The 23977-nt window shown below is 69.2% G+C and carries 27 protein-coding genes and 1 riboswitch; of the genes, 9 read left to right on the forward strand and 18 right to left on the reverse strand.

The annotated features are described in order from the left end of the window. Entirely contained in the window at nucleotides 1-1659 is a 1659-nt protein-coding gene (locus MTBUT4_RS06780) for an acyl-CoA dehydrogenase family protein (protein ID WP_173978909.1), read from the forward strand. 756 nt (nucleotides 1660-2415) lie between these two features. Here MTBUT4_RS06780 and MTBUT4_RS06785 read toward each other — a convergent pair. The 11 genes from MTBUT4_RS06785 to MTBUT4_RS06835 form a co-directional block, all read right to left on the reverse strand. After that, entirely contained in the window at nucleotides 2416-2685 is a 270-nt protein-coding gene (locus tag MTBUT4_RS06785) for a hypothetical protein (protein WP_173978910.1), read from the reverse strand. A 29-nt stretch (nucleotides 2686-2714) separates the two neighbouring features. Beyond that, the gene (locus tag MTBUT4_RS06790; RefSeq protein WP_173978911.1) at nucleotides 2715-3221 is read right to left on the reverse strand and encodes a hypothetical protein; all 507 of its coding nucleotides are present in this window, start codon (nucleotides 3219-3221) and stop codon (nucleotides 2715-2717) included. 85 nt (nucleotides 3222-3306) lie between these two features. Next, entirely contained in the window at nucleotides 3307-3765 is a 459-nt protein-coding gene (gene rlmH, locus MTBUT4_RS06795; protein WP_173978912.1) for a 23S rRNA (pseudouridine(1915)-N(3))-methyltransferase RlmH, read from the reverse strand. A gap of 1 nt (nucleotide 3766) precedes the next feature. Further along, nucleotides 3767-4135 (reverse strand): ribosome silencing factor, encoded by a 369-nt coding sequence (gene rsfS / locus MTBUT4_RS06800; protein ID WP_173978913.1) that lies wholly within the window; start codon nucleotides 4133-4135, stop codon nucleotides 3767-3769. Between the two features lie 38 nt (nucleotides 4136-4173). After that, a complete protein-coding gene (locus MTBUT4_RS06805; protein ID WP_173978914.1) occupies nucleotides 4174-4800 on the reverse strand; it encodes a nicotinate-nucleotide adenylyltransferase in 627 nt (208 codons plus the stop codon). A 123-nt stretch (nucleotides 4801-4923) separates the two neighbouring features. Further along, entirely contained in the window at nucleotides 4924-6186 is a 1263-nt protein-coding gene (locus MTBUT4_RS06810; protein ID WP_173978915.1) for a glutamate-5-semialdehyde dehydrogenase, read from the reverse strand. Next, complete coding sequence (proB, locus tag MTBUT4_RS06815) at nucleotides 6183-7289, reverse strand: glutamate 5-kinase (protein ID WP_173978916.1); 1107 nt, start codon at nucleotides 7287-7289, stop codon at nucleotides 6183-6185. Before proB ends, MTBUT4_RS06810 begins: the two co-directional genes overlap by 4 nt. Further along, complete coding sequence (gene obgE, locus MTBUT4_RS06820) at nucleotides 7279-8457, reverse strand: GTPase ObgE (protein WP_173978917.1); 1179 nt, start codon at nucleotides 8455-8457, stop codon at nucleotides 7279-7281. Before obgE ends, proB begins: the two co-directional genes overlap by 11 nt. A gap of 252 nt (nucleotides 8458-8709) precedes the next feature. Then, a complete protein-coding gene (rpmA, locus tag MTBUT4_RS06825; RefSeq protein WP_173978918.1) occupies nucleotides 8710-8976 on the reverse strand; it encodes a 50S ribosomal protein L27 in 267 nt (88 codons plus the stop codon). A 25-nt stretch (nucleotides 8977-9001) separates the two neighbouring features. Beyond that, complete coding sequence (gene rplU / locus MTBUT4_RS06830; protein WP_173978919.1) at nucleotides 9002-9304, reverse strand: 50S ribosomal protein L21; 303 nt, start codon at nucleotides 9302-9304, stop codon at nucleotides 9002-9004. A 107-nt stretch (nucleotides 9305-9411) separates the two neighbouring features. Beyond that, entirely contained in the window at nucleotides 9412-9858 is a 447-nt protein-coding gene (locus MTBUT4_RS06835; RefSeq protein WP_173978920.1) for a host attachment protein, read from the reverse strand. Nucleotides 9859-10051: 193 nt separating this feature from the next. On the opposite strand from MTBUT4_RS06835, the gene MTBUT4_RS06840 reads away from it, so the two are divergent. After that, nucleotides 10052-10327 carry a hypothetical protein gene (locus MTBUT4_RS06840; RefSeq protein WP_173978921.1) on the forward strand — a complete coding sequence of 92 codons (276 nt, stop codon included), beginning with the start codon at nucleotides 10052-10054 and terminating at the stop codon, nucleotides 10325-10327. Here MTBUT4_RS06840 and MTBUT4_RS06845 read toward each other — a convergent pair. Both MTBUT4_RS06845 and fabI read right to left on the reverse strand, forming a co-directional pair. Further along, entirely contained in the window at nucleotides 10296-11801 is a 1506-nt protein-coding gene (locus MTBUT4_RS06845; protein ID WP_173978922.1) for a PAS domain-containing sensor histidine kinase, read from the reverse strand. The genes MTBUT4_RS06840 and MTBUT4_RS06845 overlap by 32 nt on opposite strands. Before the next feature lie 242 nt (nucleotides 11802-12043). Then, the gene (gene fabI, locus MTBUT4_RS06850; protein WP_254434769.1) at nucleotides 12044-12844 is read right to left on the reverse strand and encodes an enoyl-ACP reductase FabI; all 801 of its coding nucleotides are present in this window, start codon (nucleotides 12842-12844) and stop codon (nucleotides 12044-12046) included. Nucleotides 12845-13011: 167 nt separating this feature from the next. Then, nucleotides 13012-13090, forward strand: a riboswitch (SAM riboswitch). A 55-nt stretch (nucleotides 13091-13145) separates the two neighbouring features. Here fabI and metZ point away from each other — a divergent pair. The 5 genes from metZ (at nucleotide 13146) to MTBUT4_RS06875 (ending at nucleotide 18716) form a co-directional block, all read left to right on the forward strand. Beyond that, nucleotides 13146-14342, forward strand: a complete 1197-nt coding sequence (gene metZ, locus MTBUT4_RS06855) for an O-succinylhomoserine sulfhydrylase (protein WP_173978923.1) — start codon at nucleotides 13146-13148, stop codon at nucleotides 14340-14342. 101 nt (nucleotides 14343-14443) lie between these two features. Beyond that, complete coding sequence (gene apaG, locus MTBUT4_RS06860) at nucleotides 14444-14836, forward strand: Co2+/Mg2+ efflux protein ApaG (RefSeq protein WP_173978924.1); 393 nt, start codon at nucleotides 14444-14446, stop codon at nucleotides 14834-14836. Nucleotides 14837-14895: 59 nt separating this feature from the next. Then, nucleotides 14896-15570 (forward strand): GTP cyclohydrolase I FolE, encoded by a 675-nt coding sequence (gene folE, locus MTBUT4_RS06865; protein WP_173978925.1) that lies wholly within the window; start codon nucleotides 14896-14898, stop codon nucleotides 15568-15570. Between the two features lie 244 nt (nucleotides 15571-15814). Continuing rightward, complete coding sequence (locus MTBUT4_RS06870; RefSeq protein WP_173978926.1) at nucleotides 15815-17266, forward strand: TrkH family potassium uptake protein; 1452 nt, start codon at nucleotides 15815-15817, stop codon at nucleotides 17264-17266. 1 nt (nucleotide 17267) lies between these two features. Continuing rightward, entirely contained in the window at nucleotides 17268-18716 is a 1449-nt protein-coding gene (locus MTBUT4_RS06875; RefSeq protein WP_173978927.1) for a TrkH family potassium uptake protein, read from the forward strand. An 18-nt stretch (nucleotides 18717-18734) separates the two neighbouring features. Here MTBUT4_RS06875 and MTBUT4_RS06880 read toward each other — a convergent pair whose 3' ends face one another. The 4 genes from MTBUT4_RS06880 to MTBUT4_RS06895 form a co-directional block, all read right to left on the reverse strand. Continuing rightward, on the reverse strand, nucleotides 18735-19331 hold the full coding sequence (locus MTBUT4_RS06880) for a hypothetical protein (protein WP_173978928.1): 597 nt from the start codon (nucleotides 19329-19331) through the stop codon (nucleotides 18735-18737). Between the two features lie 61 nt (nucleotides 19332-19392). Continuing rightward, nucleotides 19393-20322 carry an Hsp33 family molecular chaperone HslO gene (locus tag MTBUT4_RS06885; protein WP_254434771.1) on the reverse strand — a complete coding sequence of 310 codons (930 nt, stop codon included), beginning with the start codon at nucleotides 20320-20322 and terminating at the stop codon, nucleotides 19393-19395. Then, the gene (gene argF / locus MTBUT4_RS06890) at nucleotides 20319-21254 is read right to left on the reverse strand and encodes an ornithine carbamoyltransferase (RefSeq protein WP_173978929.1); all 936 of its coding nucleotides are present in this window, start codon (nucleotides 21252-21254) and stop codon (nucleotides 20319-20321) included. Before argF ends, MTBUT4_RS06885 begins: the two co-directional genes overlap by 4 nt. Further along, entirely contained in the window at nucleotides 21251-22423 is a 1173-nt protein-coding gene (locus tag MTBUT4_RS06895) for an aspartate aminotransferase family protein (protein WP_217424118.1), read from the reverse strand. The genes argF and MTBUT4_RS06895 overlap by 4 nt, the downstream gene beginning before the upstream one ends. 29 nt (nucleotides 22424-22452) lie before the next feature. On the opposite strand from MTBUT4_RS06895, the gene MTBUT4_RS06900 reads away from it, so the two are divergent. Further along, on the forward strand, nucleotides 22453-22863 hold the full coding sequence (locus tag MTBUT4_RS06900; RefSeq protein WP_173978930.1) for an addiction module protein: 411 nt from the start codon (nucleotides 22453-22455) through the stop codon (nucleotides 22861-22863). Further along, nucleotides 22863-23153, forward strand: a complete 291-nt coding sequence (locus MTBUT4_RS19890; RefSeq protein ID WP_173978931.1) for a type II toxin-antitoxin system RelE/ParE family toxin — start codon at nucleotides 22863-22865, stop codon at nucleotides 23151-23153. Before MTBUT4_RS06900 ends, MTBUT4_RS19890 begins: the two co-directional genes overlap by 1 nt. A 14-nt stretch (nucleotides 23154-23167) precedes the next feature. Here the strand turns inward: MTBUT4_RS19890 and MTBUT4_RS06910 are convergent, their stop codons facing one another. Then, on the reverse strand, nucleotides 23168-23977 hold the full coding sequence (locus tag MTBUT4_RS06910) for an ABC transporter permease (RefSeq protein WP_173978932.1): 810 nt from the start codon (nucleotides 23975-23977) through the stop codon (nucleotides 23168-23170).

Raw genomic sequence — 23977 nt, forward strand, 5'->3', positions numbered from 1 at the left:
ATGACCATCCTGCTCCCCGACCTTCTCGCCACCTGCCGCGACGCGCTGGCCACCGTCAAGGGCCTGCACGGCGCCGCCAAGGAGGCGGTGACGGCGCTGGTCGCCGTGAACGGCAAGGTCGATGGCGCCAGGCTGGAGGCCAACCAGCAGGCCGCCCACGGCTATGCCTGGCTGACCACCTACGTGGCGGCGCTGGAGCAGATGCTGGCCTGGGCCGAGCGGCTGGAGGCTGCGGGCAGGTTCGGCGAACTGGAGCAGCTGATGGTCCAATCGGCCTTCGGCGAATACGTGGCGCAGATCTACGGCGGCATCCCCATGAGCCAGGGCGAGCTGATCCGCCCGGCCGATCTCGGCCTCGACGCCAAGGGCTGCCACCTGCACGCCTCGGCCGCCACCGGCACCCTGCGCCGCCAGGGCAATGCCGCCCCGGTGCGCATGCGCATCGCCGAGCTGATCAAGGACGGCCACCATTTCGGCGAGCCCGGCCTGGACGACGAGACCCTGGACCTGATCCGCGAGCAGTTCCGCCGCTTCGTCGAGGACCAGGTGGTGCCCTATGCCCATGACTGGCACCTCAAGGACGAGCTGATCCCCATCGAGGTGGTCGATGCGGTGGCCGAGATGGGCGTGTTCGGCCTGACCCTGCCCGAGGAATACGGCGGCCTCGGCATGGGCAAGACCGCCATGTGCGTGGTCACCGAGGAATTGAGCCGCGGCTATATCGGCGTCGGCTCGCTGGGCACCCGCTCCGAGATCGCCGGCGAGTTGATCCGCCTGGGCGGAACCGAGGAACAGAAGCGGGAATGGCTGCCGAAGATCGCCACCGGCGAGATCCTGCCCACCGCCGTGTTCACCGAGCCCAATACCGGATCGGACCTGGGCAGCTTGCGCACCCGCGCGGTCAAGGACGGCGACACCTACGTGGTGACCGGCAACAAGACCTGGATCACCCACGCCGCCCGCACCGACGTGATGACCCTGCTGGTCCGCACCGATCCCGCCACCAAGGACTGGAAGGGGCTGTCCATGCTGATCGCCCCCAAGCCGCGCGGCACCGAATCCGATCCGTTCCCGGCCGCGGGCATGACCGGCGGCGAGATCAAGGTGCTGGGCTATCGCGGCATGAAGGAATACGAGCTGGGCTTCGACGGCTTCCAGGTGCCCGCCGCCAACCTGCTGGGCGGGGTCGAGGGCCAGGGCTTCAAGCAGCTGATGGAGACCTTCGAATCGGCCCGCATCCAGACCGCCGCGCGGGCGGTCGGCGTCGCCCAGAACGCCATGGAGATCGGCCTGAAATACGCCAACGAGCGGGTCCAGTTCGGCAAGCCCATCTACGCCTTCCCGCGCGTCGCCTGCAAGATCGCCTGGATGGCGGTGGAGACCATGGTCGCCCGCCAGCTCACCTATTTCGCGGCGCGCGAGAAGGACGGCGGCCATCGCTGCGACATCGAGGCCGGCATGGCCAAGCTGCTGGCCGCCCGCGTCGCCTGGTCCAACGCCGACAACGCGCTGCAGGTCCACGGCGGCAACGGCTATGCCGAGGAGTACCAGATCAGCCGCGTCCTGTGCGACGCCCGCATCCTCAACATCTTCGAGGGGGCCGCCGAAATCCAGGCCCAGGTCATCGCCCGCGGCCTGCTGTCGGGCGGACGGGGATAATTCCGGTCACCCCCGGGCTTGCCCCACTTCTGTCCGGTTTAAATTTCGGCTGGCAATTGCCCCCCTCGCCCGCTTGCGGGAGAGGGGGGCGAGCGCCAGCGAGCCGGGGTGAGGGCGGCGCGCGTCGGCGCGCCCAAGACCTGGAGAAACCAGCGCTTTCGCTGTCGCGAAGCGCACCTCGCGGCGCGCACCCTCTCCCTCCCGTCGCTGTCGCGACGGGCCCCTCCCTCTCCCGCAAGCGGGCGAGGGTAATCCTGTCTACTTCGGCCAGCGTCACCCTGGACGCAGCCGTCACCAAGGGCTCCAGAAGGCAATCCGAAAATTAAACCGGACAGCCGTGGGCTTGCCCCGGGGGTCGATGGCGCCCTCGAACCTAAATGCCCGGGGCTGATGCTGCCGGGCGACCGCGAGAGCGTCGAGCCGATGGCGGCACGGATTGAGCCTAGAGCGCGATGACATTAGGTCGGCGCACGGGGTGCGCCGACCTAATGTCTGAATCGCACTCTAATTTATAGATTTAGAGCCGGATGCTATCAGGTTGGATCGCCTCGCGATTCAACCTGATAGCATCCGGCTCTAACAGGGTGCGGAAAAACCCCTGTTTTTCTTTCGTCATTCCCGCGAAGGCGGGAATCCATGCCTCAGCACACAATATATTGCGGCCAGAACGCCATATTGCCCCTGCATGGACCCCCGCCTTCGCGGGGGTGACGGATCAGAGGGTGGCAAGCAGAGTATTTCCGCACCCTGTTAAGCCTACGAATAGTCCCGCCCAAGCTGCCCGTAGGCGCGCAGGAACTGTTCGGCCCGCGCCTGCGCCTCGCCCAGGTCGGCGAAGCTTTCGCGGCAGACGATGCCGCCGCCCGGCAGTTCGATCTCCAGATGGAAGCGGTGGCGGGACAGGCGGTGGGGGCGGTCGGGCGGGATGGTCTCGGTCACGATGGTGCCGTAGGTGTGCTGCTGGAACTCGTCGGTGATGCGCAGCCGCCCGGCCATGGGCAGGAACAGAAGCGTCTCGCCCCGCATGTCCTAACGACCCTCGCCAGACGCGCGCATCAGCCCAGCAGCCCGTCGATTTCGGCCTGGTCCATGGTACGGGCGGTGCCGTGGATGTTGGCCGAGGCGCAGTCCATCAGCAGCTGGGCGGCCCGCGCCAGCGCGGTGCAATGCTCGCGCAGCTGGTCCTCGCCGGCGCCGGCGGCGATCTCGCGGTCGATGCGGTCGATGCCCTCGAGGATCAGGGTGTTGATCTGGGCGACGGTCTCTTCGAACGGGGCGCGGAACTTGGACGGCACCCGGTCATAGGCCTCGATGGCCAGCTGCTTGTCGCGGAAGGTGGAATCGGCGAAGTGGGCCTTGTAGTCCTTGGGCTGCCAGGCCTTGCATTCCTCGATCATGTCCGGCATGTCCGGCAGCATGTCGAACAGCATGACGATCTCGTTGAAGTGATTCAGGTAGTCGGTCGCCAGCAGGGTCTGGGGACTGATGTTGGTCCCCTCGACCATGGCGCGGTATTCCTCGAATGCCGCCAGTTCGTCCGCCGGAATGTCCCCGTCCACCATGATCCGCCCTGTCGCTTCCCCTGGCGCATCCTCGCAAGCCGGGGCCGGATATTCAAGAGCGGACTCAATACTTTGGCCGTGACGGCTAAACCCTGTGGTAGGGATGGCCGGCCAGGATGGCCTGGGCCCGCCACAATTGCTCGGCCAGCATGGCGCGCACCAGCATGTGCGGCCAGGTCAGGGCGCCGAAGGACAGCAGCAATCCGGCGCGCTCCCGCACCGCCTGGGCATGGCCATCGGCGCCGCCGATGAGGAAGGCGAGGTCGCCCACCCCGTCGTCGCGCCACCGCCCCAGCATCCCGGCGAAGGCCTCGGAGCCCAGGCTGCGCCCCCGTTCGTCGAGGGCCACCACCACCGCCCCGGCGGGGATGGCGGCCAGCAGCAGCTCGCCCTCGCGCGCCTTGCGTTCGGCACCGGGCAGCGGCCGCTTCTCCTCGACCTCGCGCAGGGTCGGCGGCGCCGTCAGGCGGCGGACGTACTGGTCATAGAGGTCGCGCTCGGGGCCGGCCTTGGCGCGGCCGACCGCCGCCAGCCACAGGCGCATGCTAGAGCGAGGCCGGGGCGGCCGGGCGGGCGCCGGACGAGATGGCGGCGGCGGCCTCGGCGGCGCGCGGAATGCCCCACATCTTTTCCAGGTTGTAGAAGGCGCGGACCTCGGGCCGGAACAGGTGGACGATGATGTCGCCGGCGTCGATCAGCACCCAGTCGCACTGGGGCATGCCCTCCGCCGCCACCCTCTGGCCGGCCGCCTTCAGCTTCTCGGACAGGTGGTCGGCCATGGCGCCGACCTGGCGGGCGGATCGGCCGGTGGCGATGACCATGTGGTCGGCCATGCTGGACTTGCCGCGCAGGTCGATGACGGTGATGTCTTCCGCCTTGCCGTCTTCAAGCGAGGCGGTGACAAGGTCGACCAAGTCTTCCGCGGTCGGGGAAGCGGGTCTAGATCGGGGTGTTATCGCGTCTCTCCTTTTGTCTGCCCAATGGCTGCCTGTCTTATGGCTGTCGCCGAGGCGGGATGCAGCCGGGTGTGGAAGAAGGTCCACACCGGCGGCGCCATCCCGGCCAACCCACGCGCCCGCCCCTCGGCCAACCGGTAGCGGCCCATGCGGCGGGCGGCCTTGGCGGCCATTGCCCTTTGAGAATAGGGAGAGCGGGCGAGAATCGCAACCGGAACGGCCGCGAAGATGCGGCGCCAGCGGTCCCAGCGCGCCATCTGCACCAGGTTGTCGGCCCCCATCAGCCAGACGAAGCGGGCGCGGGGGAAGCGGGTCGCCAGCCTGGCCAGGGTGTCGGCGGTGTAGCGGGTGCCGAGAGCGGTCTCGATGGCGGTGGCCAGCAGGCGCGGATGGCCGGCGCACACCCGGCGGGCCGAGTCCAGGCGATCGGCCAGCGGCGCCATGCCGGCGGCCGCCTTCAACGGATTCTGCGGACTGACCAGCAGCCACACCTGATCGAGGCCGAGCCGCGTCAGCGCCGTCTCGGCGACGAAGCGATGGCCGCCATGGGCCGGGTTGAACGACCCGCCCAGCAGCCCGATGCGGACATTGCGGCGGTCACCCCAGGGGTTGGGCGAGAGCATCGGCTTTCACCCGATCAATGCAACACGGATGAACGCGGATGGCCGCAGATGGACACGGATAGGACTCTCCCATCTGCGTCCATCTTGTTCATCTGCGTTCATCCGTGTTGCCATGGACAGCTCTCACCCGGGACGCACCTGTCCGGTTCCCAGCACCTTGTACTTGAAGGTGCACAGCTGCTCGACGCCGACCGGGCCGCGGGCGTGCATGCGGCCCGTCGAGATGCCGATTTCGGCGCCCATGCCGAACTCGCCGCCATCGGCGAACTGGGTCGAGGCGTTCCAGCAGACGATGGCGGAATCGCAGCCGTCGAGGAAGGTCTCGGCGGCGGCCGGGTCCTCGGCGATGATCGCCTCGGTATGCTGGCTGCCGTAGCGGTTGACGTGCTCCACCGCGCCCGCCACGCCGTCCACCACCTTCACCGAGATGATGGCGTCCAGGTACTCCGTCTGCCAGTCCTCCTCGGTCGCCGGCAGGACGCGGGGATCGGCGGCCTGCGCCGCCTGGTCGCCGCGCACCTGGCAGCCGGCATCGGCCAGCATGGTCACCAGGGGCTTCAGGTGGGTGGCGGCACAGGCCTGGTCGACCAGCAGGGTCTCGGTGGCGCCGCAGATGCCGGTGCGGCGCATCTTGGCGTTCAGCACCACCGTCTTCGCCATCTCCAGGTCGGCCGAGGCATCCACATAGGTGTGGCAGATGCCCTCCAGGTGCTGGAACAGCGGCACCTTGCTTTCTTCCCGCACGCGGGCGACCAGCGACTTGCCGCCGCGCGGCACGATGACGTCGATGTGGTCGGTCATGCCCAGCATCACCCCCACCGCCGCGCGATCGGTGGTGGGGACCATCTGCACCGCGTCCTCGGGCAGACCGGCGGCGCGGATGCCGGCGCGCACGCAATCCATGATGGCGCGCGAGGAATGGAAGCTTTCCGAGCCGCCGCGCAGGATGGCGCCGTTGCCCGATTTCAGGCACAGGGCGGCGGCGTCGGCGGTGACGTTGGGCCGGCTCTCGTAGATGATGCCGATCACCCCCAGCGGCACCGCGACGCGCTGGATGCGCAGGCCGTTGGGCCGGTCCCACGCGGCCAGGGTGCGGCCGACCGGGTCGGGCAGGGCGGCGACCTCCTCGAGGCCGCGGGCCATGGCCTCGATGCGCTTCTCGTCCAGCATCAGGCGGTCGAGCAGGGCCTTGGACAGGCCCTTGGCGGTGCCGGCCGCCATGTCCTCGCCATTGGCCCGCTCGATGGCGGCGACGCCCTGGCGCAGCGCCTGGGCGGCGGCCAGCAGCGCCCGGTTCTTGGCCTCGGCCGGCGCCAGCGCCAGCACGCGCGAGGCGGCACGGGCCTTGCGGCCGATCTCGGTCATCAGGTCGCGGATGTCGGTCATGATTCCATCACCAGATCGTCGCGGTGGATCAGTTCGTCGCGGCCGCGGTAACCCAAGGCGGCCTCGATGCCCGAGGATTTGCGGCCCATGATGCGCCGGGCCTCGTCGGCGGAATAGGCGACCAGGCCGCGGGCCAGGATGCGGCCGTCGCCGTTGGCCACCAGCACGCAATCGCCGCTGTCGAACTCGCCCTCCACCGCGGTCACCCCAGCCGGCAGCAGGCTTTTGCCCGCCGCCAGGGCCTTGGCGGCGCCGGCATCCAGGTGGAGGGTCCCGGCCGGCTTCATGGAGCCGAAGATCCACTGCTTGCGGGCGGTGCGCGCGCTGGCCGAGGGAACGAACCAGGTGGCCGGGGCGCCGTGCTCCAGCACCAGCAGGGGATTGAGCGGCTCGCCCTTGCAGATGGCCATGCGGCATCCCGCCGACAGGCAGATGCGGGCCGCATTCAGCTTGGTCACCATGCCGCCCGAGCCGTAGCCTGTGCCGGGATCGCCGGCCATGGCCTCGATCTCGGGGGTGATGTCGCGCACTTCCTCCAGCCGCTGGGCGGTCGGGTCCTTGCGCGGGTCGGCGGTGTACAGGCCGTCGATGTCCGAGAACAGCACCAGCGCGTCGGCCGAGACCATCTGCGCCACCCGGGCGGCCAGACGGTCGTTGTCGCCGAAGCGGATTTCCGCCGTGGCCACTGTGTCGTTCTCGTTGATCACCGGCACCGCGCCCAGGTGGAGCAGGGTCTCCAGCGTGGTGCGGGCGTTGAGGTAGCGCCGCCGGTCCTCGGAATCCTCGAGCGTCAGCAGCACCTGGGCCACGGTGATGCCGTGGGCCTCCAGCGCCTCCTGATAGGCGTGGGCCAGCCTGATCTGCCCCGTCGCCGCCGCCGCCTGCTTTTCCTCGAGCCGCAGCGGCGGGGTGAGTCCGAGATGGCGGCGCCCCACCGCCACGGCGCCCGACGAGACCAGAAGGACCTCCTGGCCGCGGGCGCGGCAGCGGGCGACGTCGTCGCACAGGGAATTGAGCCAGGCGCGGCGGACACGCCCGCTGGCCTCGTCCACCAGCAGGGACGAGCCGATCTTGACGATCAGGCGCTTAGCGTCAGCGATCATCCCCCTCTTCCCCCTCCTCGGCCTCCTGCTCGTACCATATCCATTCGCCGTCGGGACCGTAATGGCCCTCGTCCTCGTCCGCCGCCTCGGCGTCCTTCATGCGGCGGTAGAAGCCCTCGTTGCCCTTCTTGCCGACACCGGCGGCGGCCGACGCGGCCAGGATCTCGGGGTCCTCGGCCTTGGCCTCCTTGATGTGGCCCAGCAGCTCGCCCAGCACCGGCTTCAGGCCGATGCCGGAGACCGCCGACAGGGTGTGGACCGGGCGGCCGACCGCTTCCGCCAGCGCCTCCAGCTTGGCCTTGATGTCCTCGGCCGGCAAGGAATCGCACTTGTTCAGCGCCACCACCTCGGGCTTCTCGTCGAGGCCGCCGCCATAGGCCGACAATTCCCCGCGCACCACGCGATAGGCTTCGGCGACGTCGTCCTCGGTGCCATCGACCAGGTGCAGCAGGACGCGGCAGCGCTCGATATGGCCGAGGAAGCGGTCGCCGATGCCGGCACCCTCGTGGGCGCCCTCGATCAGGCCGGGAATGTCGGCCAGCACGAATTCGTCGCCGCCCAGATAGACCACGCCCAGATTGGGATGCAGCGTGGTGAAGGGATAATCGGCGATCTTCGGCCGCGCCCGGGTGACGGCGGCGAGGAAGGTGGACTTGCCGGCATTGGGCAGGCCGACCAGGCCGGCATCGGCGATCATCTTGAGGCGCAGCCACACCCACATTTCCTGGCCCGGCCAGCCGGGATCGCCGCGGCGCGGGGCCTGGTTGGTGCTGGTCTTGTAGTGCAGGTTGCCGAAGCCGCCGTCGCCGCCGCGCAGCAGCACCAGCCGCTCGCCGGCGGCGGTCAGGTCGGCCAGCACCTCCTCCTTGTCCTCGGACAGGATCTGGGTGCCCACCGGGACCTTCAGGACAACGTCCTCGCCCTTGCCGCCGGTGCGGTTGCGGCCCATGCCGTGATGGCCGCGCTCGCCCTTGAAATGCTGCTGATAGCGGTAGTCGATCAGGGTGTTGAGGTTGGCGACGCATTCGACCACCACGTCGCCGCCCCGGCCGCCGTCGCCGCCGTCGGGGCCGCCGAACTCGATGTACTTCTCGCGCCGGAAGCTGACCGCACCGGCCCCGCCATCGCCGCTCTTGATGAAAATCTTGGCCTGATCGAGAAATTTCATGGGACGGTCCGGGATAGATTCACCACAAAGACACAAAGATCACGAAGGAAAGAGAAGACGTCGTCATGCCCGGGCTTGACCCGGGCATCCAGCCGCCGTCCGACACGTGGATCGCCGGGTCAGGCCCGGCGATGACGGCAAGGTTTTCCTTCGTGGCCTTTGTGTCTTTGTGGTGAAAGACTCGAAAAAACAAAAAGGGGAACGGACGAACCGTTCCCCTTTCGCGAAATCTCTCCGTGGGAGAACGGCCGATTACTCGGCGGCCTCCGGCAGCGGGGCGATGTCGATGAAGGTGCGCTCGCCGCGATGGCGGAAGCTGACCGTGCCGGGGGCGGTGGCGAACAGCGTGTGGTCCTTGCCCATGCCGACATTGACGCCGGGATAGAACTTGGTGCCGCGCTGGCGCACGATGATGTTGCCGGGGATCACGAGCTCGCCGCCGAACTTCTTGACGCCCAGGCGCTTGCTTTCCGAGTCGCGACCGTTGCGGGACGAACCGCCAGCCTTTTTATGAGCCATGGTACTACTCCTTGCCCCGTCCGGTTCAGCCGGCGGCGATGTCGGTGATGCGCAGGATGGTGATGTCCTGGCGATGCCCGTTCTTGCGGCGCGAGCTCTGGCGGCGGCGCTTCTTGAACACGATCAGCTTCGGCCCGCGGGCCTGGGCGACCACGGTGGCGGTGACCTTGGCGCCGGCCACGGTGGGGGCGCCGATCTGGTCGCCGACCATCAGCACCTGGTCCAGGACCACTTCCGCCCCGGCCTCGCCGGCCAGCTTCTCGACGCGGATGACGTCGTCCTTGGCAACCTTGTACTGCTTACCGCCGGTCTGGATGACTGCGAACATCGGGGATCGTCCTACGCAAAAATGAACTGACGCGCCAAGGGGTGACCCGGCGCGAGAGGGCGCAACTATACTCGGGCGAACCCCGGAGTCAAGCGTCTGATGCGCCCTCAGCCCCGCAGCACGTCGCCCAGGTGGTCGCGGATGGCGTGGGCCGGCAGATGGGTGAGGTCCTTGCCGATCTCGGCGGTGACCATGCGCCGCACCGCCGGGTCGAGAGCGCGGCGCAGATCGCCCAGCATCTCGGGCGGCGCCACCAGCACCAGGCGGGCGAAGGCGTGGCGGCGGGCGGCCTCGGCCAGTTCGTCGGCGACGGCGCGGGCAAGCAGGGTCTTCTCGCCCGCCTTCCAGTCGGAATGGGGCTCGATGGCGTGGCGGCCCTCGCCGGCGCTGTCGAAGCTCCGCCCCGGGCGATCGCTGCCGACGTCGCGCGGATGGGCGCGAGTGGGCATGGCCAGATCGTGGTCGAGGGCGGGGATGAGGGCGGTCTTGTCGTCGCGATAGAACTGGGCGCGCGCACCGTCGGCGACCAGGACCCAGGTCGGCGTAGCAGCCATGTCGTCCTCCCGAAACTGTTCTTCCGGCCCATTATAGGCCGCCGCCGCCCGGTCATGCAGCGACGCCTCGGTGTAGGAGGGGCCGGATATTCGCCGGACCCACCCCTGCGAAATGGGCAGCGGCGCGCCCGGCTTCGCCCTGGCGCGATGGGCGTGATTGCAAAATTGTTCGTTTTATGTTCTAATGCCGGCCATGCTGACGCCCGACATTGAGCGCCGTTACGACGGCCCCGTCCCGCCCGCCGATCCGGCGCATCCGGCAATCCCGCCGGCCGCCGCCCGTATTCGCCTGTTCGACCGCCTGGCGGCCGAGGCGCGGGCCGGGGCGGCCCGCTGCCGCCTGGTGCGCGATTGCGGCGCCGACCGCCATGCCGGCGCCCTGGCCTGCTACCGGGCGCACGCGGTGGCGTGGCGGGGAATGGGTCCCGGAAGCCCGGTCACCGCAGCACCCGCCAGGTGGGAAAGGTGACGGTGACCGTGGTGCCGTGGCCGGGCTGGCTGTCCACCGCCAGGCTGGCGCCGTGCAGTTCCGCCAGGCTGCGGGCCAGCGGCAGCCCGATGCCGGTGCCTTCGTGCTTGCGGGCCAGCCCGGATTCGACGCGGCCGAAGCGGCTCATGGCCTTGGCGATGTCCTCGGTCGTCATGCCGATGCCGGTGTCGGTCACCGCCAGCCGCAACCCCCCGGCGGGAGTCAGGACGGCGGTGATCTCGACCCGCCCGCCGGCCGGGGTGTACTTCACCGCGTTGGAGGCCAGGTTCAGCACCACCTGGGTGAGCCGACGCTCGTCGCCGCGCAGCCGCGGCAAATCCGCCGGCAGGCTGGCGGACAGGGCGACGCCGCCGGCCTCGGCCTGGATGCGGAGCAGGCGCATCACCGCCTCGACCATCCCGTCCACCGCCACCGGACGGTCGTCCAGCTCGAGCCGGCCGGCCTCGATGGCGGACAGGTCGAGGATTTCGTTGATCAGCCGGAGCAGATGCTCGCCCGACGCCTTGATGTCGCCGAGATATTCGCGGTGGCGGGCATTGGCGACCTCGCCCAGCATCCCCGACAGCAGCGCCTCGGAAAATCCGATCACCGCGTTCAGCGGGGTGCGCAGCTCGTGGCTCATGTTGGCCAGCAGGTCGGACTTGGCCTGGCTGGCGATCTCGGCGCGATGGACCGCCTGGGCCAGCGCGTCGGTGGCGGCGCGGCGGGCGCTGATGTCGCGCACCACCGCCCACATGCCGACCGCCTCGCCCGCCGTGTCGCGCAGCAGGACGGTGCGCATCTCCACCGGAATGACGCTGCCGTCCTTGCGCCGGTATTCCTTCTCGTAGATGTCGGAATAACCGCGGCCCAGCACCTGGTCCCGCACGATGGCCGCCTCCATGGCGTGCCAGGGCGCCGGCGTCAGGTCGAGATAGGTCAGCCGGCGCAGCTCGTCGTCGTCATGGCCCAGCATGTCGCGGAAGAACGCGTTGCAGTCGGCGATGCGGCCGTCCAGGTCGACCTGGACGAAGGGATCGAACAGGTTCTCGCGGAAGGCGCGGTAGCGCGCCTCGCTGGCCTTCAGCGCCTGTTCCGCCCGCACCCGTTCGGTGACCAGCTCGGACAGGATGACCAGGCCGCCGACCTCGCCGTCGTAGCGCCGCCACGGCCGGATTTCCCAGCGCACCCATTCCAGCGTGCCGTCGGCGCGGGGAAAGGGGTCGGCATCGCTACGCTCGGTGTGGCCGTCGAGGCAGCGGCGGTGGATGGCCTGCCAGCGTTCGGGCAGATCGGGAAATATTTCGTAGTGGCTGCGGCCGATCACGGTCTGGCCGGTCAGGCCGTAATCCTTCATCCAGCGCCGGCTGGCGGCCAGATAGCGCATGTCGTGGTCGAACACCGCCATCCCCGCCGGCGCGGCATCCATGAACGCCGACCAGATGTCGCCGCTGAGGTGAAGATCGTCGCGCATCCCCTGGGCCACGCATGCGGATTGCTACCGCCTATAACGTGCTGGGCGGAACTCACGTGCGCAATATGCCCTGAGGTTGGGGGCCGGCCTGGGCCATCGTATGGCCCAGGCCGATTCGCCAAATTCATTCGACCCTCAGGCGCCGGGCAGGCTTCTCCGAAACCCTTGGCTTCCGCCGCAGGGGCAGCGCGGGCGCCTTGCGCCCGGCCAAACCCGATGGGCCGCGCCGACCGGCTTTGGCTTCACCCGACGATGTGGTAGCCGCCGTCGATGAACATGGTGGTGCCGGTCACCGCCTTGGCCAGGTCGCTGACCAGGAAGGCGGCATAGGCGCCGCAATCCTCGATGGTCGCCAGCTGGTGGGTGGGGGCGCGCGAGGCGGCGGCCTCCATCAGCTCGTCGAAGCGGTCGATGCCCGAGGCGGCGCGGGTCTTCAGCGGACCCGGCGACAGGGTGACGACGCGGATGCCCTTGGCGCCCAGCTCGGCCGCCATGTACTTGGTCGAGGCCTCCAGCGCCGCCTTGACCGGACCCATGACGTTGTAGTGCTCGACCACCTTGCGGCCGCCGTAGAACGACACCGTCATCAGGCAGCCGCCATCGACCATCAGCGGCTCGGCCAGCTTGCCCATGCGCATGAAGGAATGGCACGAGACGTCCATGGCCATCTGGAAGCCCTCGCGCGAGCAGTCGACGACGCGGCCGTGCAGGTCCTCGCGGTTGGCGAAGGCGATGGAGTGGATGACGAAGTCGAGGCGGCCCCAGGTCTTGGCGATCTTGTCGAACACCGCCTCGAGCTGGCCGTCCTCGCGCACGTCGCAGGGCTCGAAGATCTCGGCGTCCAGGCTCTCGGCCAGCGGACGGACCCACTTCTCGGCCTTGTCGTTGAGGTAGGTGACGGCGAGGTCGGCGCCGTAGGCGCGGCAATAGGTGGCGCAGCCATAGGCGATGCTCTGGTCGTTGGCGATGCCGACCACCAGCCCCTTCTTGCCGGTGAGGTCGAGCTTGGGCAGGGTCATGTACGGCTTGGCGATGGCGTCCATCAGGTCAACCTTTCGGGCAGGGTCTGCTGCACCGCAACATACACCGGTCGGGCAGGTCCGGGAAGCCACCCCGGCCCCATGCGCGCCGGATTTCCCCGATCCGTCACGAAGTGCCATATTCCGTGGGGTCTTTGCGGCCTTGACGCGGGAGGCGGTGGGCGGCTAATGGTTGGCTTCGTGGTGATTTGTCCGACCGGCTTGCGGCCACGTTAAACCAAGCGCTAAAGAGGTCCGGCCCCGAGGTCCGCCCGGGTTCCGGCCTTGTCAGGTCGGGGCAATCGTGGCGAAAGGACCGGCCCCCATGACGGATTGCGATACCCCGAAGCGGCCCCTGCGTCCCCGCACCCTGCAGGTGCGCGCGGGCCTGAACCGCAGCAATTTCAGCGAGACCTCCGAGGCGCTGTTCATGACCTCGGGCTACGTCTACGGCTCGGCCGCCGAGGCCGAGGCCAGCTTCGACGGCAGCCTCGACCGCATGGTCTATTCCCGCTTCAAGAACCCCACCGTCGCCGCCTTCGAGGAGCGCCTGGCCGCCGTCGAGGGGGCCGAGGCGTGCCGCGCCACCGCCTCGGGCATGGCGGCGGTGCATGCCGCCCTGGTCTGCCAGCTGAAGGCCGGCGACCGGGTGGTGGCGGCCCGCGCCCTGTTCGGCTCGTGCCAATGGATCATCGCCGATCTGCTGCCGCGCTTCGGCATCGAGGCCGTATTCGTCGACGGCACCGATCTCGCCCAGTGGGAAGCGGCGCTGTCGCAGCCCACCGCCGCTGTGTTCCTGGAAACCCCCTCCAACCCGACGCTGGAGATCATCGACCTGGCGGCGGTGGCCGAGCTGACCCACCGGGCCGGCGGCCGGCTGGTGGTGGACAACGTCTTCGCCACCCCGGTGCTGCAAAGCCCGCTGGCGCTGGGCGCCGACGTGGTGGTCTATTCCGCCACCAAGCACATCGACGGCCAGGGCCGCTGCCTGGGGGGAGCGGTGCTGGGCTCGGCCGCCTTCTGCAACGACGTGCTGGCGCCCTATCTGCGCCATACCGGGCCGGCGCTGTCGCCGTTCAACGCCTGGCTGCTGCTGAAGGGGCTGGAGACCCTGGATCTCCGGGTCGAGCGCCACGCCGCCAACGCGATGAAGGTGGCCCGCTTCCTGGAAACCCGGCCCGAAGTGGCCCGCGTGCTCTACCCCGGCCTGGAGAGCCACCCCCAGCACGACCTGGCGAAGCGCCAGATGAAGGGCTTCGGCGGCATCGTGGCGTTCGAGCTGAAGCAGGGCAAGGCGGCGGCCTACCGCCTGCTCGACGCCCTGCAGGTGATCGACATCTCCAACAATCTGGGCGACGCCAAGAGCCTGGCCTGCCACCCCTGGACCACCACCCACCAGCGCCTCGCCGCCGAGGCCAAGCTGGCCATGGGCATCGGCGAGGGAATGCTGCGCCTGTCGGTGGGGCTGGAAGATGCCGACGACCTGGTCGACGATCTCGCCGCGGCGCTGGGAGCCCCGTGACCTCGGCCGAATTCCGCGCTAGTATGACCCCGATGTGACGGCGGCGGCCGCAGGCCGGGCAGGGGCTGCCGTCATGGGATGGGAAGACCTGAGGTTCTGCCATGTACACCGAGACCACACGGGGCATCACCGTCACCGTCAAGCCGGTCTATCTCGATGACCAGTCCTCGCCTTCCGATGGCCACTACGTGTGGGCCTATCGGGTGCGCATCGAGAACAACGGCGGCGAGACGGTCCAGCTCAAGCGGCGCCACTGGAAGATCACCGACGCCATGGGCCGCATGCAGGAGGTCAAGGGCGCCGGCGTGGTCGGCGAGCAGCCGGTGCTGCGCCCCGGCGAGACCTACGAATACACCAGCGGCACGCCGCTGCCGACGCCGTCGGGCATCATGGTCGGCGCCTACCAGATGGAAGCCGAGGACGGCGAATGCTTCGACGTCGGCATCCCCGCCTTCTCCCTGGACAGCCCGCATCAGGCGGTCCGCCTGAACTAGCACCCTTGCAACCGGGACGAACCGGCGCCACATCCCGTTGGCGTTAGACCGAAGGGGGCATGCCGCCCCGAACGGGGGATGAGCCAGTGAAGAGCGACGACCAGATCACCCTGCCCCAGGAATTGCGGCCCGTTGCGCCGCGCCGCCCGACCCGCGAGGAAGCCGAGGAGGCGGTGCGCGTGCTGCTGCGCTGGGCCGGCGACGACCCCGGCCGCGAAGGCCTGGTCGGCACCCCCGACCGGGTGGTGCGCGCCTACGAGGAATTCTTCGAAGGCTATGGCCAGGACCCGGTGGAGATGCTGCAGCGCACCTTCGAGGAGACCGAGGGCTACGACGAGATGGTGGTCCTGCGCGACATCCGCCTGGAATCCCACTGCGAGCACCACATGGTGCCGATCATCGGCAAGGCCCATATCGCCTATCTGCCCGATCGCCGGGTGGTCGGCATCTCGAAGCTCGCCCGCGTCGTCGAGGTGTTCGCCAAGCGGCTGCAGATCCAGGAGAAGATGACCAGCCAGATCGCCAACGTCATCAACGACGTGCTGCAGCCCAAGGGGGTGGCGGTGGTGATCGAGGCGGCGCACGCCTGCATGACCACCCGCGGCATCCGGAAGCCCGGCGTCACCATGGTCACCAGCCGCATGCTGGGCGCGTTCCGCGACAACCCCGCCACCCGACGCGAATTCATGGCGCTGATCCAGGGCCAGCACGGCCCCGGCCTGTCGAACGCGTAGCCGGCCGCACCCCGGGCAGTCGGGTATTGTTCGTCACCCCCACGAAGGCGGGGGTCCATGGCGGGGGCAGTCGAAATCCCGGGTCGGCAACCGCACTTGCGGACGCATGGATTCCCGCCTTCGCGGGAATGACGACTCTTGGCAGGATCATCTCCCTGCTGCCGATTGCCCTGCGGCCACCCACCTTTCCCTTTACAGCCCCTCGGAAGCGCGCCATTAGAGTCCAGCTTCTGAGGGGGAGCGCGTGATCGATTTCCGGCCGGTCATTTTCGTCAACGGCATCCTGCTGCTGGTGCTGGCCGCCGCCATGGCGGTGCCGGCCCTGGTCGATCTGGCGTCCGACGATCTCGACTGGCAGGTCTTCGCCCTTTCGGGCATCGTCACCGCCTTCGTCGGCCTGGCCATGATGTTGGCCACCCGCCGCGACGACCGCCCGCCGTTTTCCACCCGCCAGGCCTTCCTGCTGACCACCTCGGTGTGGGTGCTGATGGCCGGCTTCGCCGCCCTGCCCTTCAGTTTCTCGGCCCTGGGAATGAGCTTCACCGACGGCTATTTCGAGGCCATGTCGGGACTGACCACCACCGGCTCGACGGTGATCGCCGGACTGGACACGGCGCCGCGCGGCATCCTGATGTGGCGGGCCCTGCTGCACTGGCTGGGCGGGGTGGGGATCATCGTCATGGCGGTGGCGATCCTGCCCATCCTGCGCATCGGCGGCATGCAGCTGTTCAAGATGGAAAGTTCGGACAAGACCGAGAAGGTCAAGCCGCGCACCTCGCAGGTGGCCAGCGGCATCGTGGTGACCTATGTCGGCCTGACCCTGGTCTGCGGCATCCTGCTGTGGTGGGCCGGCATGACGCCCTTCGAGGCGGTCTGCCATGCCATGTCGGCGCTGTCCACCGGCGGCTTTTCCACCTCGGACGGGTCGGCCGGGCATTGGTCCAGCCCGCTCGTTCACTGGATTCTGATCGTCGGCATGGCCGCCGGCGGCACCACCTTCGTGCTGTTCATCACGCCGTGGCGGCGCGGCCGCTGGGCGATCCTGACCGACACCCAGGTGCGCTGGTTCCTCGCCTTCCTGGGGTTCTTCTCCGTGGTGCTGGCGCTGTGGCAGTGGATCGTCAACGACATGGATGCCGGCGAGGCGCTGACCCACGCCAGCTTCACCGTGGTCTCGCTGGTCACCACCACCGGCTTCGCCTCGACCGATTACAGCCTGTGGGGCGGTTTTCCCCAGGTGGTGGCGTTCGTTCTGACCTTCATCGGCGGCTGCACGGGTTCCACCGCCGGCGGGGTCAAGGTGTTCCGCTGGCAGGTGCTGTTCCAGATGGCCGGCACCCAGTTGAAGCGGCTGCTGCACCCGCACGGCGTGTTCGTCATCGACTTCAACCGCCAGCGCATCTCGGACGCGGTCGTGGATTCGGTGCTGGGTTTCGTCGTCGTCTATTTCCTGACCTTCTCGCTGTTCGCCCTGGCGCTCACCGTCACCGGGCTGGACCTGGTCACAGCGGTGACCGGCTCGGCCCAGGCCATCAGCAATGTCGGCCCCGGCCTGGGCGACATCATCGGCCCGGCGGGCAACTTCAAGCCGCTGCCGGACGCCGCCAAGTGGCTGCTGTCGTTCGAGATGATGCTGGGCCGCCTCGAGCTGTTCACCGTCATCGTCCTGTTCTCGCGAACCTTCTGGCGGGTGTGAGATGATCGACTTTCGCCCCGTCCTGTCCATCGTCGGCCTGGTGCTGTGCCTGCTGGCGGCGGCCATGGCGGTTCCGACCCTGGTCGACCTGGCCGCTGGCGAGCCCGAGTGGCAGGCCTTCCTGACCGCCGGCGGCATCACCCTGGTGGTCGGGCTCGGCCTGGTGCTGGGCGCGCGAGGCCACACGGGCGCCCTGTCGGTGCGCCAGATCTATCTCGCCACCGGGCTGGCGTGGCTGGTCCCCTGCCTGTTCGCCGCCCTGCCCTTCGCGCTGGCGCCGCTCGGCCTGTCGACCGCCGATGCGGTGTTCGAGGCGACCAGCGGCATCACCACCACCGGCTCGACGGTGATCGCCGGGCTCGACCGCCTGCCCTCGGGCCTGCTGCTGTGGCGGGCGCTGCTGCAGTGGCTGGGCGGCATCGGCGTGATCGTGATGGCCATCACCGTGCTGCCGCTGCTGAACGTCGGCGGCATGCAGATGTTCCGCATCGAGGTGGTGGCGGCGCACGAGCGGGCCAGCCCGCGGGCGGCGCGGGTGGGATCGACCATCGTCACCGTCTATATCGGCCTCACCCTGGTGCTGGGGCTGGCGCTGTGGGGTGCGGGCATGGGCGGCTTCGACGCCATGGTCCATGCCATGAGCACCATCGCCACCGGCGGCTTCTCGACCCGCGACACCTCGCTGGGCGCCTTCGACAGCGCCATGGTGGAACTTATCGTCGGAATCGGCATGGTGGTGGGCGGCATGCAGTTCGCGCTGTTCTTCCACCTTGCCCAGGGCAACTGGCGCCGGCTTGCCTACGACCAGCAGCTGCGCTGGTACCTGGGGCTGATGGCGCTGGGCGGAGCGGCGGTGACGCTGTGGCTGATGGGCGAGCGCGGCCTCGACCCGCTATCGGCCGTCCGCTTCGGCTTCTTCACCGTCGCCTCGGTGATGACCGGCACCGGCCTGGTCACCATGGATTTCAGCGACTGGTCGGGACTGTCGGCGGCGGTGCTGTTCTTCCTCACCTTCGTCGGCGGCTGCGCCGGCTCGACCGCTGCCGGCATCAAGGTGTTCCGCTTCCAGTTCCTGTTCGCCGACGCGCTGATGCAGGTCCGCCAGCTGCTGCGGCCGCATGCGGTGATGTTCCCCACCTTCAACCGCAAGGCCATCCCCAAGGACGTGCTGGGCTCGGTGATGGGCTTCATCTTCGTCTACGCGCTGGCCTTCGCCGTGCTGGCCATGGCGCTGGCGCTGATGGGGCTGGACTTCGTCACCGCGCTGTCGGGGGCCGCCTCGGCCATCGCCAATGTCGGCCCCGGCCTGGGCGAGGTCATCGGCCCCGGCAGCACCTACGCCGCCCTGCCCGACGCCGCCAAGTGGCTGCTGGCGGCAGCCATGGTGTTCGGGCGGCTGGAGATGTTCGCGCTGCTGGTGCTGTTCGTGCCGGCGTTCTGGAAGCAGTAGGGCGCGGGGAACGCCCCCCTACATCACCCACTTGGCGAGATACGTCCGGATCAGGCCGTCCATCTGGCCGTCGACGTCGCGGATCAGCGCCTCGGAGATTTCGTGCATGGCGCGGTCGCGCTCGTTCAGGCTGGCCCCTTCCGGGATGGTGCGGGTGCGGGTGGCGCGCGCCACCACGTCGGCGATGGTGAAGCCGCGCTGGTCCTTGATCTCGATGGCGACGTCCAGCGCGCCGTCGTAGCGCTCCGCCTGCTCCTGCTTGAACAGGCCGGCGAAGCCGGTATCGGTCTTCAGCGGCACCTCGACCACGCGGGCGTCGCGGATGACCACCCGGGCCGAGCCCGAGCCGGCGCCGCCCATGGGCTTGAGGCGATCCTTGACCCAGCGCACGGTGGCGCCTTCGGGCGACACCGGCATCAGGTGCTCGACATTGGGCTTGCGCCCCGGCGGCTGGTATTCCGGCACGATCTCCAGCGACGCCACGTTGAGCTGGATCGGACGCTTGTCGGCGAAGCCGATGTCGGACAACTTCTGGGCCGCCGGCGGGCTTTCGCAGGCGGCGAGGCTGAGGGCGGCGAGAAAGGCCATCGCCAGGTGGGAAATGCGCACGGTCATGGGGCATCGGTCCGGAAAAGGTTGGCGGCCGGCGCCCATTCTGGCATGTGCGCCGTGCCCGTCAAGGCGCGTAGACCCGCTCCAGCTCGTCATCGCCGAAGGTATAGGCGGTGCGGCAGAACTCGCAGGTGATCACCACCCGCCCGGACTCGTCCTTCAGCCCGGCGATCTCGGCGCGCGGAATGCCGCGCAGCATGCGCGCCACCGCCTGGCCGGAACAGCGGCAGCGGGCCTCGAGCGGCTTCGCCGCCCAGACCGTCACGCCCTCCAGACGGAACAGGCGATCGACCAGCGCCTCGGGGGCCAGCGCGGAATCCAGCATCTCGGCGGCGGTGACGCTGCCGAGCAGGGCCCGGGCGGTGCGCCAGGCCTCCTGCGATTCGTCGGCGGTCAGGATCGGCGCCCCCGGCTGGCCGCCCGGCATGCGCTGGATCATCAGCGCCGCGGCGGCCCATTTCGGGTCGACGCGGGAGACCAGGACGATGTCCGTGTCCAGCTGCTCCGACTGGGTGAAATAGGTGCGGGCGCAATCGGCCAGGGTGGCGCCTTCCAGCGCCACGATGCCTTGGTAGCGGTCGACCTTCAGCCCCTGGTCGACGGTGAAGGCCAGGTGCCCCTTGCCCAGCAGCGTCGGCACCGGGTCGCCAGCCGGCGCCGCCGGCATCTTGTCGCCAGCCGGTGCTGCCGCCACCGCCTCGGCGTCGAAGCGGGCATAGCCGCGCAGGGCGCCCGCACTGGTGACGTCGGCCACCACCAGCGTCACCGGCCCGTCGCCCTGGGCCTGCAGGGTGAACACCCCCTCGTATTTCAGCGCCCCGGCCAGCACGGCAGCCAGCGCCAGGGTCTCGGCCAGCAGCGCGCCCACCGCCGGCGGATAGGCGTGGCCGCCAAGGATGCCGTCGAGCGCCGCATCGAGGCGCACCAGACGACCGCGCACCGCGCCGCCGCCGACCTGGAAGGGAAGGATCAGGTCGCCCGCAGGCAGACTCACAGCAGGCACCAGGTAAGGATGCCCTTCTGCACGTGCAGACGGTTCTCCGCCTCGTCCCACACCACCGAATGGGGGCCGTCCATGACCTCGTCGGTGACCTCTTCGCCGCGGTGCGCCGGCAGGCAGTGCATGAACAGGGCATCCGCCTTGGCCAGCGCCATCAGGCCGCCATTGACCTGGAACGGCATCAGCCGCCCGGCGCGGTCGGTTTCCTCGCAGCCCATGGAGACCCAGGTGTCGGTGATCACCAGGTCGGCCCCGGCGGCGGCGGCCCTGGGATCGTGGCCGATGGCGACGGCGGCGCCGTTGCCGGTGGCCCAGGCGACAACGCCGGCATCGGGCTCCAGACCGGGCGGGCAGGCCACCCGCATCTCGAAGCCGAAATGGGCCGCGGCCTGGATCCAGCTGGCACAGACGTTGTTGCCGTCGCCGCTCCACGCCACCACCTTGCCCTCGAGACTGCCGCGATGCTCCTCGTAGGTCATGATGTCGGCCATCACCTGGCAGGGATGGGTGTCGTCGGTGAGGCCGTTGACCACCGGCACGCTGGCGAATTCCGCCAGGCCGCACAGCTTGGCCGGGTCGTCGGTGCGGATCATCACGGCATCGACGTAGCGCGACAGCACCCGGGCGGTGTCGGCGATGGTTTCGCCGCGGCCCAGCTGGGTGTCCGAGCGGGTGAGCACGATGACGTCGCCGCCCAGCTGCTTCATGCCGGCCTCGAACGACACCCGGGTGCGGGTCGAGGGCTTCTCGAAGATCATCGCCAGCAGGCGGCCCGACAGCGGCTTGTCCTTGCCGAACGGCTTGTCGCCGCGCTTGTAGGCGGCCCCCAGGTCGAGGATGCGGCGCAGGGTCTCGGTGTCGAAGCGGTCGAGATCGAGGAAATGACGGACCTGCCCGGCGCGGGTCCGACCGGGAGTGACGGTCATGCGCTCACCTCGGAAAGGGTGCGTTCGATGATGCCAAGCGCCTCGGCGATTTCGGCCTCGCCGATCACCAGCGGCGGCAGCAGCCGCACCACGTTGTCGCCGGCGGCGATGGTCACCAGCCCATTGGCCAGCAGCCGCGCGATCAGCTCGGTGTTGGGGATGCGGGCCTTCAGCCCGATCATCAGGCCGATCCCGCGGACCTCCTCGATCACCGCCGGATAGCGACTGCACAGCGCGTCCAGCCCCGCCCGCAGCCTGGCCCCCATGGCGGCGCCGTTGGTGAGGAAGCCCGGCTCCAGCATGGCATCCAGCACCGCCTCGGCCACCGCCATGGCCAGCGGGTTGCCGCCGAAGGTGGAGCCGTGGCTGCCGGCGGTCATGCCCTTGGCCGCCGCCGCCGTGGCCAGGCAGGCGCCGACCGGAAAGCCGCCGCCCAACCCCTTGGCCAGCGGCATGATGTCGGGGGCGATTCCGCAGGCCTGGTGGGCGAACAGCGGGCCGGTGCGGCCCATGCCGGTCTGCACCTCGTCGAAGATCAGCAGCACGCCGAACTCGTCGGCGGCGGCGCGCAGGCGGCGCAGGTAGTCGGGATCGCCCGCCACCACGCCGCCCTCGCCCTGCACCGGCTCGACCAGGATGGCGGCGGTCTGCGGCCCGATGGCGGCGCGCAGGGCGTTGAGGTTGCCGTAGGGGACGTGGACGAAGCCCGGGGTCACCGGGTCGAAGCCCTTGAGGTGCTTCTCCTGGCCGCCGGCGGCGATGGTCGCCAGGGTGCGGCCGTGGAACGCCCCGGTGGCGCAGACGATCTCGCAGCGGCCGGGCTCGCCCGATTCGGCGTGGAACTTGCGCGCCATCTTGATGGCGCACTCGTTGGCCTCGGCCCCCGAATTGCAGAAGAAGACGGTGTCGGCGAAGCTGTTGGCCACCAGCTTGGCGGCCACCCGCTCCTGCCCCGGCGAGCGGAACAGGTTCGAGACGTGCCACACCTTGCCGGCCTGCTCGACCAGCGCCCGCACCAGCCGGGGATGGTTGTGCCCCAGCGAGGTCACCGCCACGCCCGACCCGAAATCCAGGTAGCGGCGCCCGTCGGTCGCCCACAAATGGGCGCCCTCGCCGCGTTCGAACGCGACGTCGGCCCGCGCATAGGTCGGCATGACGACAGGAAACACCGGCACTCCTCCCCCGTCGGAAAAGCCGGATGGCTTCGCCCCGGACGGACGAATTGGACCGGCGTGCGCTTGGGAAAGGCGGGAATATCCTCGCATCGACAGGGAAAGTCAACCGTCGCGCGGGGGGCTATGGCGAGGCGATCGCCTGCGCGGCCCGGCGTCTCGACAATGCCGGTGTGCCTTGCCATATTGGACAGGCGGAACACAGCCTGCGTGCAAGGTCCACTCCCATGCCATCCATCGACTTCAGCCACCTGTCGCGGCAAGAGCGCATCGACCTGATCGGCGATCTGTGTGAAAGCCTAGACGATGCGGCCGTGACGGTGACGCCGGCGCAGAAGGACGAGATCGACCGGCGCGTCGCGAGTTTGGACGAGGACGCCGGTCATGCCCGCGGCGTGGACGAGGTGGTTTCGCTGTTAAGACGCCGCTACCGCTGATGCGCGTCGTCCTTACCTCGGCTGCCGAAGCGGACTTGGCGGCTGCCCTGGAATGGTACGACGGCCGCAGCCCCGGCATCGCACCTCGCTTCCTTGAGGAATTCCAGGCGCTGGCCCACCGCCTCGCGGACGGCCTATGCCAGTTTCCACGGGTTTACGGCGAAACGCGACGTGCGGGCTTCCGCCGCTTTCCCTATGGTCTGTTCTTTCAAGTCAAAGGGGACAAGGTGGTGGTTTTCGCGTGCTTCCATGCAAGTCGCGACCCGGCCCGTTGGCGGAGCCGAAGCTAGGGTCCAGAGTCCCCTTACGCCTTCAGCTTGTACCCGGTCGCCAGCATGCGCCAGGTCAGCAGCAGCAGGCCCAGATCGGCCAATGCCACCACCGCCACGCCCACGCCCAGCGGGCCGTCGGCATGGCCGATGAAGCCGTAGCGGAAGCCGTCGATCATGTAGAAGAACGGGTTGGCCAGGGCGAACAGGTGGAAGCCCTCGGGCAGGCGCTCGATGGAATAGAAGGTGCCCGACAGGAACGACAGCGGCGTCACCACGAAATTGGTCACCGCCGCCATGTGGTCGAACTTGTCGGCCCAGATGCCGCCGATCATGCCCAGCAGCGACAGCATCAGCGAGCCCATCGCCGCGTGGAAGATGATGAAGAACGCCGAATGCAGGTGGATGCGCACGAACAGGGACATGGCGAGGCCGACCACCACGCCCACCAGCAGGCCGCGCGCCACCCCGCCCAGCGCCACCGCCGCGGTCTGCTCGGCGGCCGAGAGCGGCGGCATCAGCAGATCGACGATGTTGCCCTGGACCTTGGCGATGATGATCGAGGACGAGGTGTTGGCGAAGGCGTTCTGCACCATGGCCATCATGATCAGGCCGGGGGTGAGGAACTCGACGAACGGCACCCCGCCCACGTCGGCCGCCACCCGCCCCAGCGCCAGGGCGAAGACGGCCAGGAACAGCAAGGTGGTGACCACCGGCGCCATCACCGTCTGGAAATGCACCTTGAGGAAGCGGCGCACCTCCTTCAGGAACAGGGTGCGGGCCCCCAGCCAGTTGACGGCGCCGTAGCTGCGCGGGACCGGGGGAAGGGCGGCGGGCTGGGACAT

The organism is Magnetospirillum sp. UT-4, assembly GCF_902729435.1.
Lineage (GTDB): Bacteria > Pseudomonadota > Alphaproteobacteria > Rhodospirillales > Magnetospirillaceae > Magnetospirillum.

What these genes read in the sequence shown, in the direction of transcription:
- MTBUT4_RS06910 (WP_173978932.1), bottom strand. Translation starts at nt 23,977, where the DNA reads ATGTCCCAGCCCGCCGCCCTTCCCCCGGTCCCGCGCAGCTACGGCGCC.
- apaG (WP_173978924.1), top strand. Translation starts at nt 14,444, where the DNA reads ATGTACACCGAGACCACACGGGGCATCACCGTCACCGTCAAGCCGGTC.
- rplU (WP_173978919.1), bottom strand. Translation starts at nt 9,304, where the DNA reads ATGTTCGCAGTCATCCAGACCGGCGGTAAGCAGTACAAGGTTGCCAAG.
- rpmA (WP_173978918.1), bottom strand. Translation starts at nt 8,976, where the DNA reads ATGGCTCATAAAAAGGCTGGCGGTTCGTCCCGCAACGGTCGCGACTCG.
- MTBUT4_RS06805 (WP_173978914.1), bottom strand. Translation starts at nt 4,800, where the DNA reads ATGCTCTCGCCCAACCCCTGGGGTGACCGCCGCAATGTCCGCATCGGG.
- MTBUT4_RS06840 (WP_173978921.1), top strand. Translation starts at nt 10,052, where the DNA reads ATGCTGACGCCCGACATTGAGCGCCGTTACGACGGCCCCGTCCCGCCC.
- MTBUT4_RS06835 (WP_173978920.1), bottom strand. Translation starts at nt 9,858, where the DNA reads ATGGCTGCTACGCCGACCTGGGTCCTGGTCGCCGACGGTGCGCGCGCC.
- folE (WP_173978925.1), top strand. Translation starts at nt 14,896, where the DNA reads ATGCCGCCCCGAACGGGGGATGAGCCAGTGAAGAGCGACGACCAGATC.
- metZ (WP_173978923.1), top strand. Translation starts at nt 13,146, where the DNA reads ATGACGGATTGCGATACCCCGAAGCGGCCCCTGCGTCCCCGCACCCTG.
- obgE (WP_173978917.1), bottom strand. Translation starts at nt 8,457, where the DNA reads ATGAAATTTCTCGATCAGGCCAAGATTTTCATCAAGAGCGGCGATGGC.
- MTBUT4_RS06790 (WP_173978911.1), bottom strand. Translation starts at nt 3,221, where the DNA reads ATGGTGGACGGGGACATTCCGGCGGACGAACTGGCGGCATTCGAGGAA.
- MTBUT4_RS06900 (WP_173978930.1), top strand. Translation starts at nt 22,453, where the DNA reads ATGGCTTCGCCCCGGACGGACGAATTGGACCGGCGTGCGCTTGGGAAA.
- MTBUT4_RS06845 (WP_173978922.1), bottom strand. Translation starts at nt 11,801, where the DNA reads ATGCGCGACGATCTTCACCTCAGCGGCGACATCTGGTCGGCGTTCATG.
- MTBUT4_RS06780 (WP_173978909.1), top strand. Translation starts at nt 1, where the DNA reads ATGACCATCCTGCTCCCCGACCTTCTCGCCACCTGCCGCGACGCGCTG.
- MTBUT4_RS06810 (WP_173978915.1), bottom strand. Translation starts at nt 6,186, where the DNA reads ATGACCGACATCCGCGACCTGATGACCGAGATCGGCCGCAAGGCCCGT.
- fabI (WP_254434769.1), bottom strand. Translation starts at nt 12,844, where the DNA reads ATGGACGCCATCGCCAAGCCGTACATGACCCTGCCCAAGCTCGACCTC.
- argF (WP_173978929.1), bottom strand. Translation starts at nt 21,254, where the DNA reads ATGACCGTCACTCCCGGTCGGACCCGCGCCGGGCAGGTCCGTCATTTC.
- proB (WP_173978916.1), bottom strand. Translation starts at nt 7,289, where the DNA reads ATGATCGCTGACGCTAAGCGCCTGATCGTCAAGATCGGCTCGTCCCTG.
- MTBUT4_RS19890 (WP_173978931.1), top strand. Translation starts at nt 22,863, where the DNA reads ATGCGCGTCGTCCTTACCTCGGCTGCCGAAGCGGACTTGGCGGCTGCC.
- rlmH (WP_173978912.1), bottom strand. Translation starts at nt 3,765, where the DNA reads ATGCGCCTGTGGCTGGCGGCGGTCGGCCGCGCCAAGGCCGGCCCCGAG.
- MTBUT4_RS06875 (WP_173978927.1), top strand. Translation starts at nt 17,268, where the DNA reads ATGATCGACTTTCGCCCCGTCCTGTCCATCGTCGGCCTGGTGCTGTGC.
- MTBUT4_RS06785 (WP_173978910.1), bottom strand. Translation starts at nt 2,685, where the DNA reads ATGCGGGGCGAGACGCTTCTGTTCCTGCCCATGGCCGGGCGGCTGCGC.
- MTBUT4_RS06880 (WP_173978928.1), bottom strand. Translation starts at nt 19,331, where the DNA reads ATGACCGTGCGCATTTCCCACCTGGCGATGGCCTTTCTCGCCGCCCTC.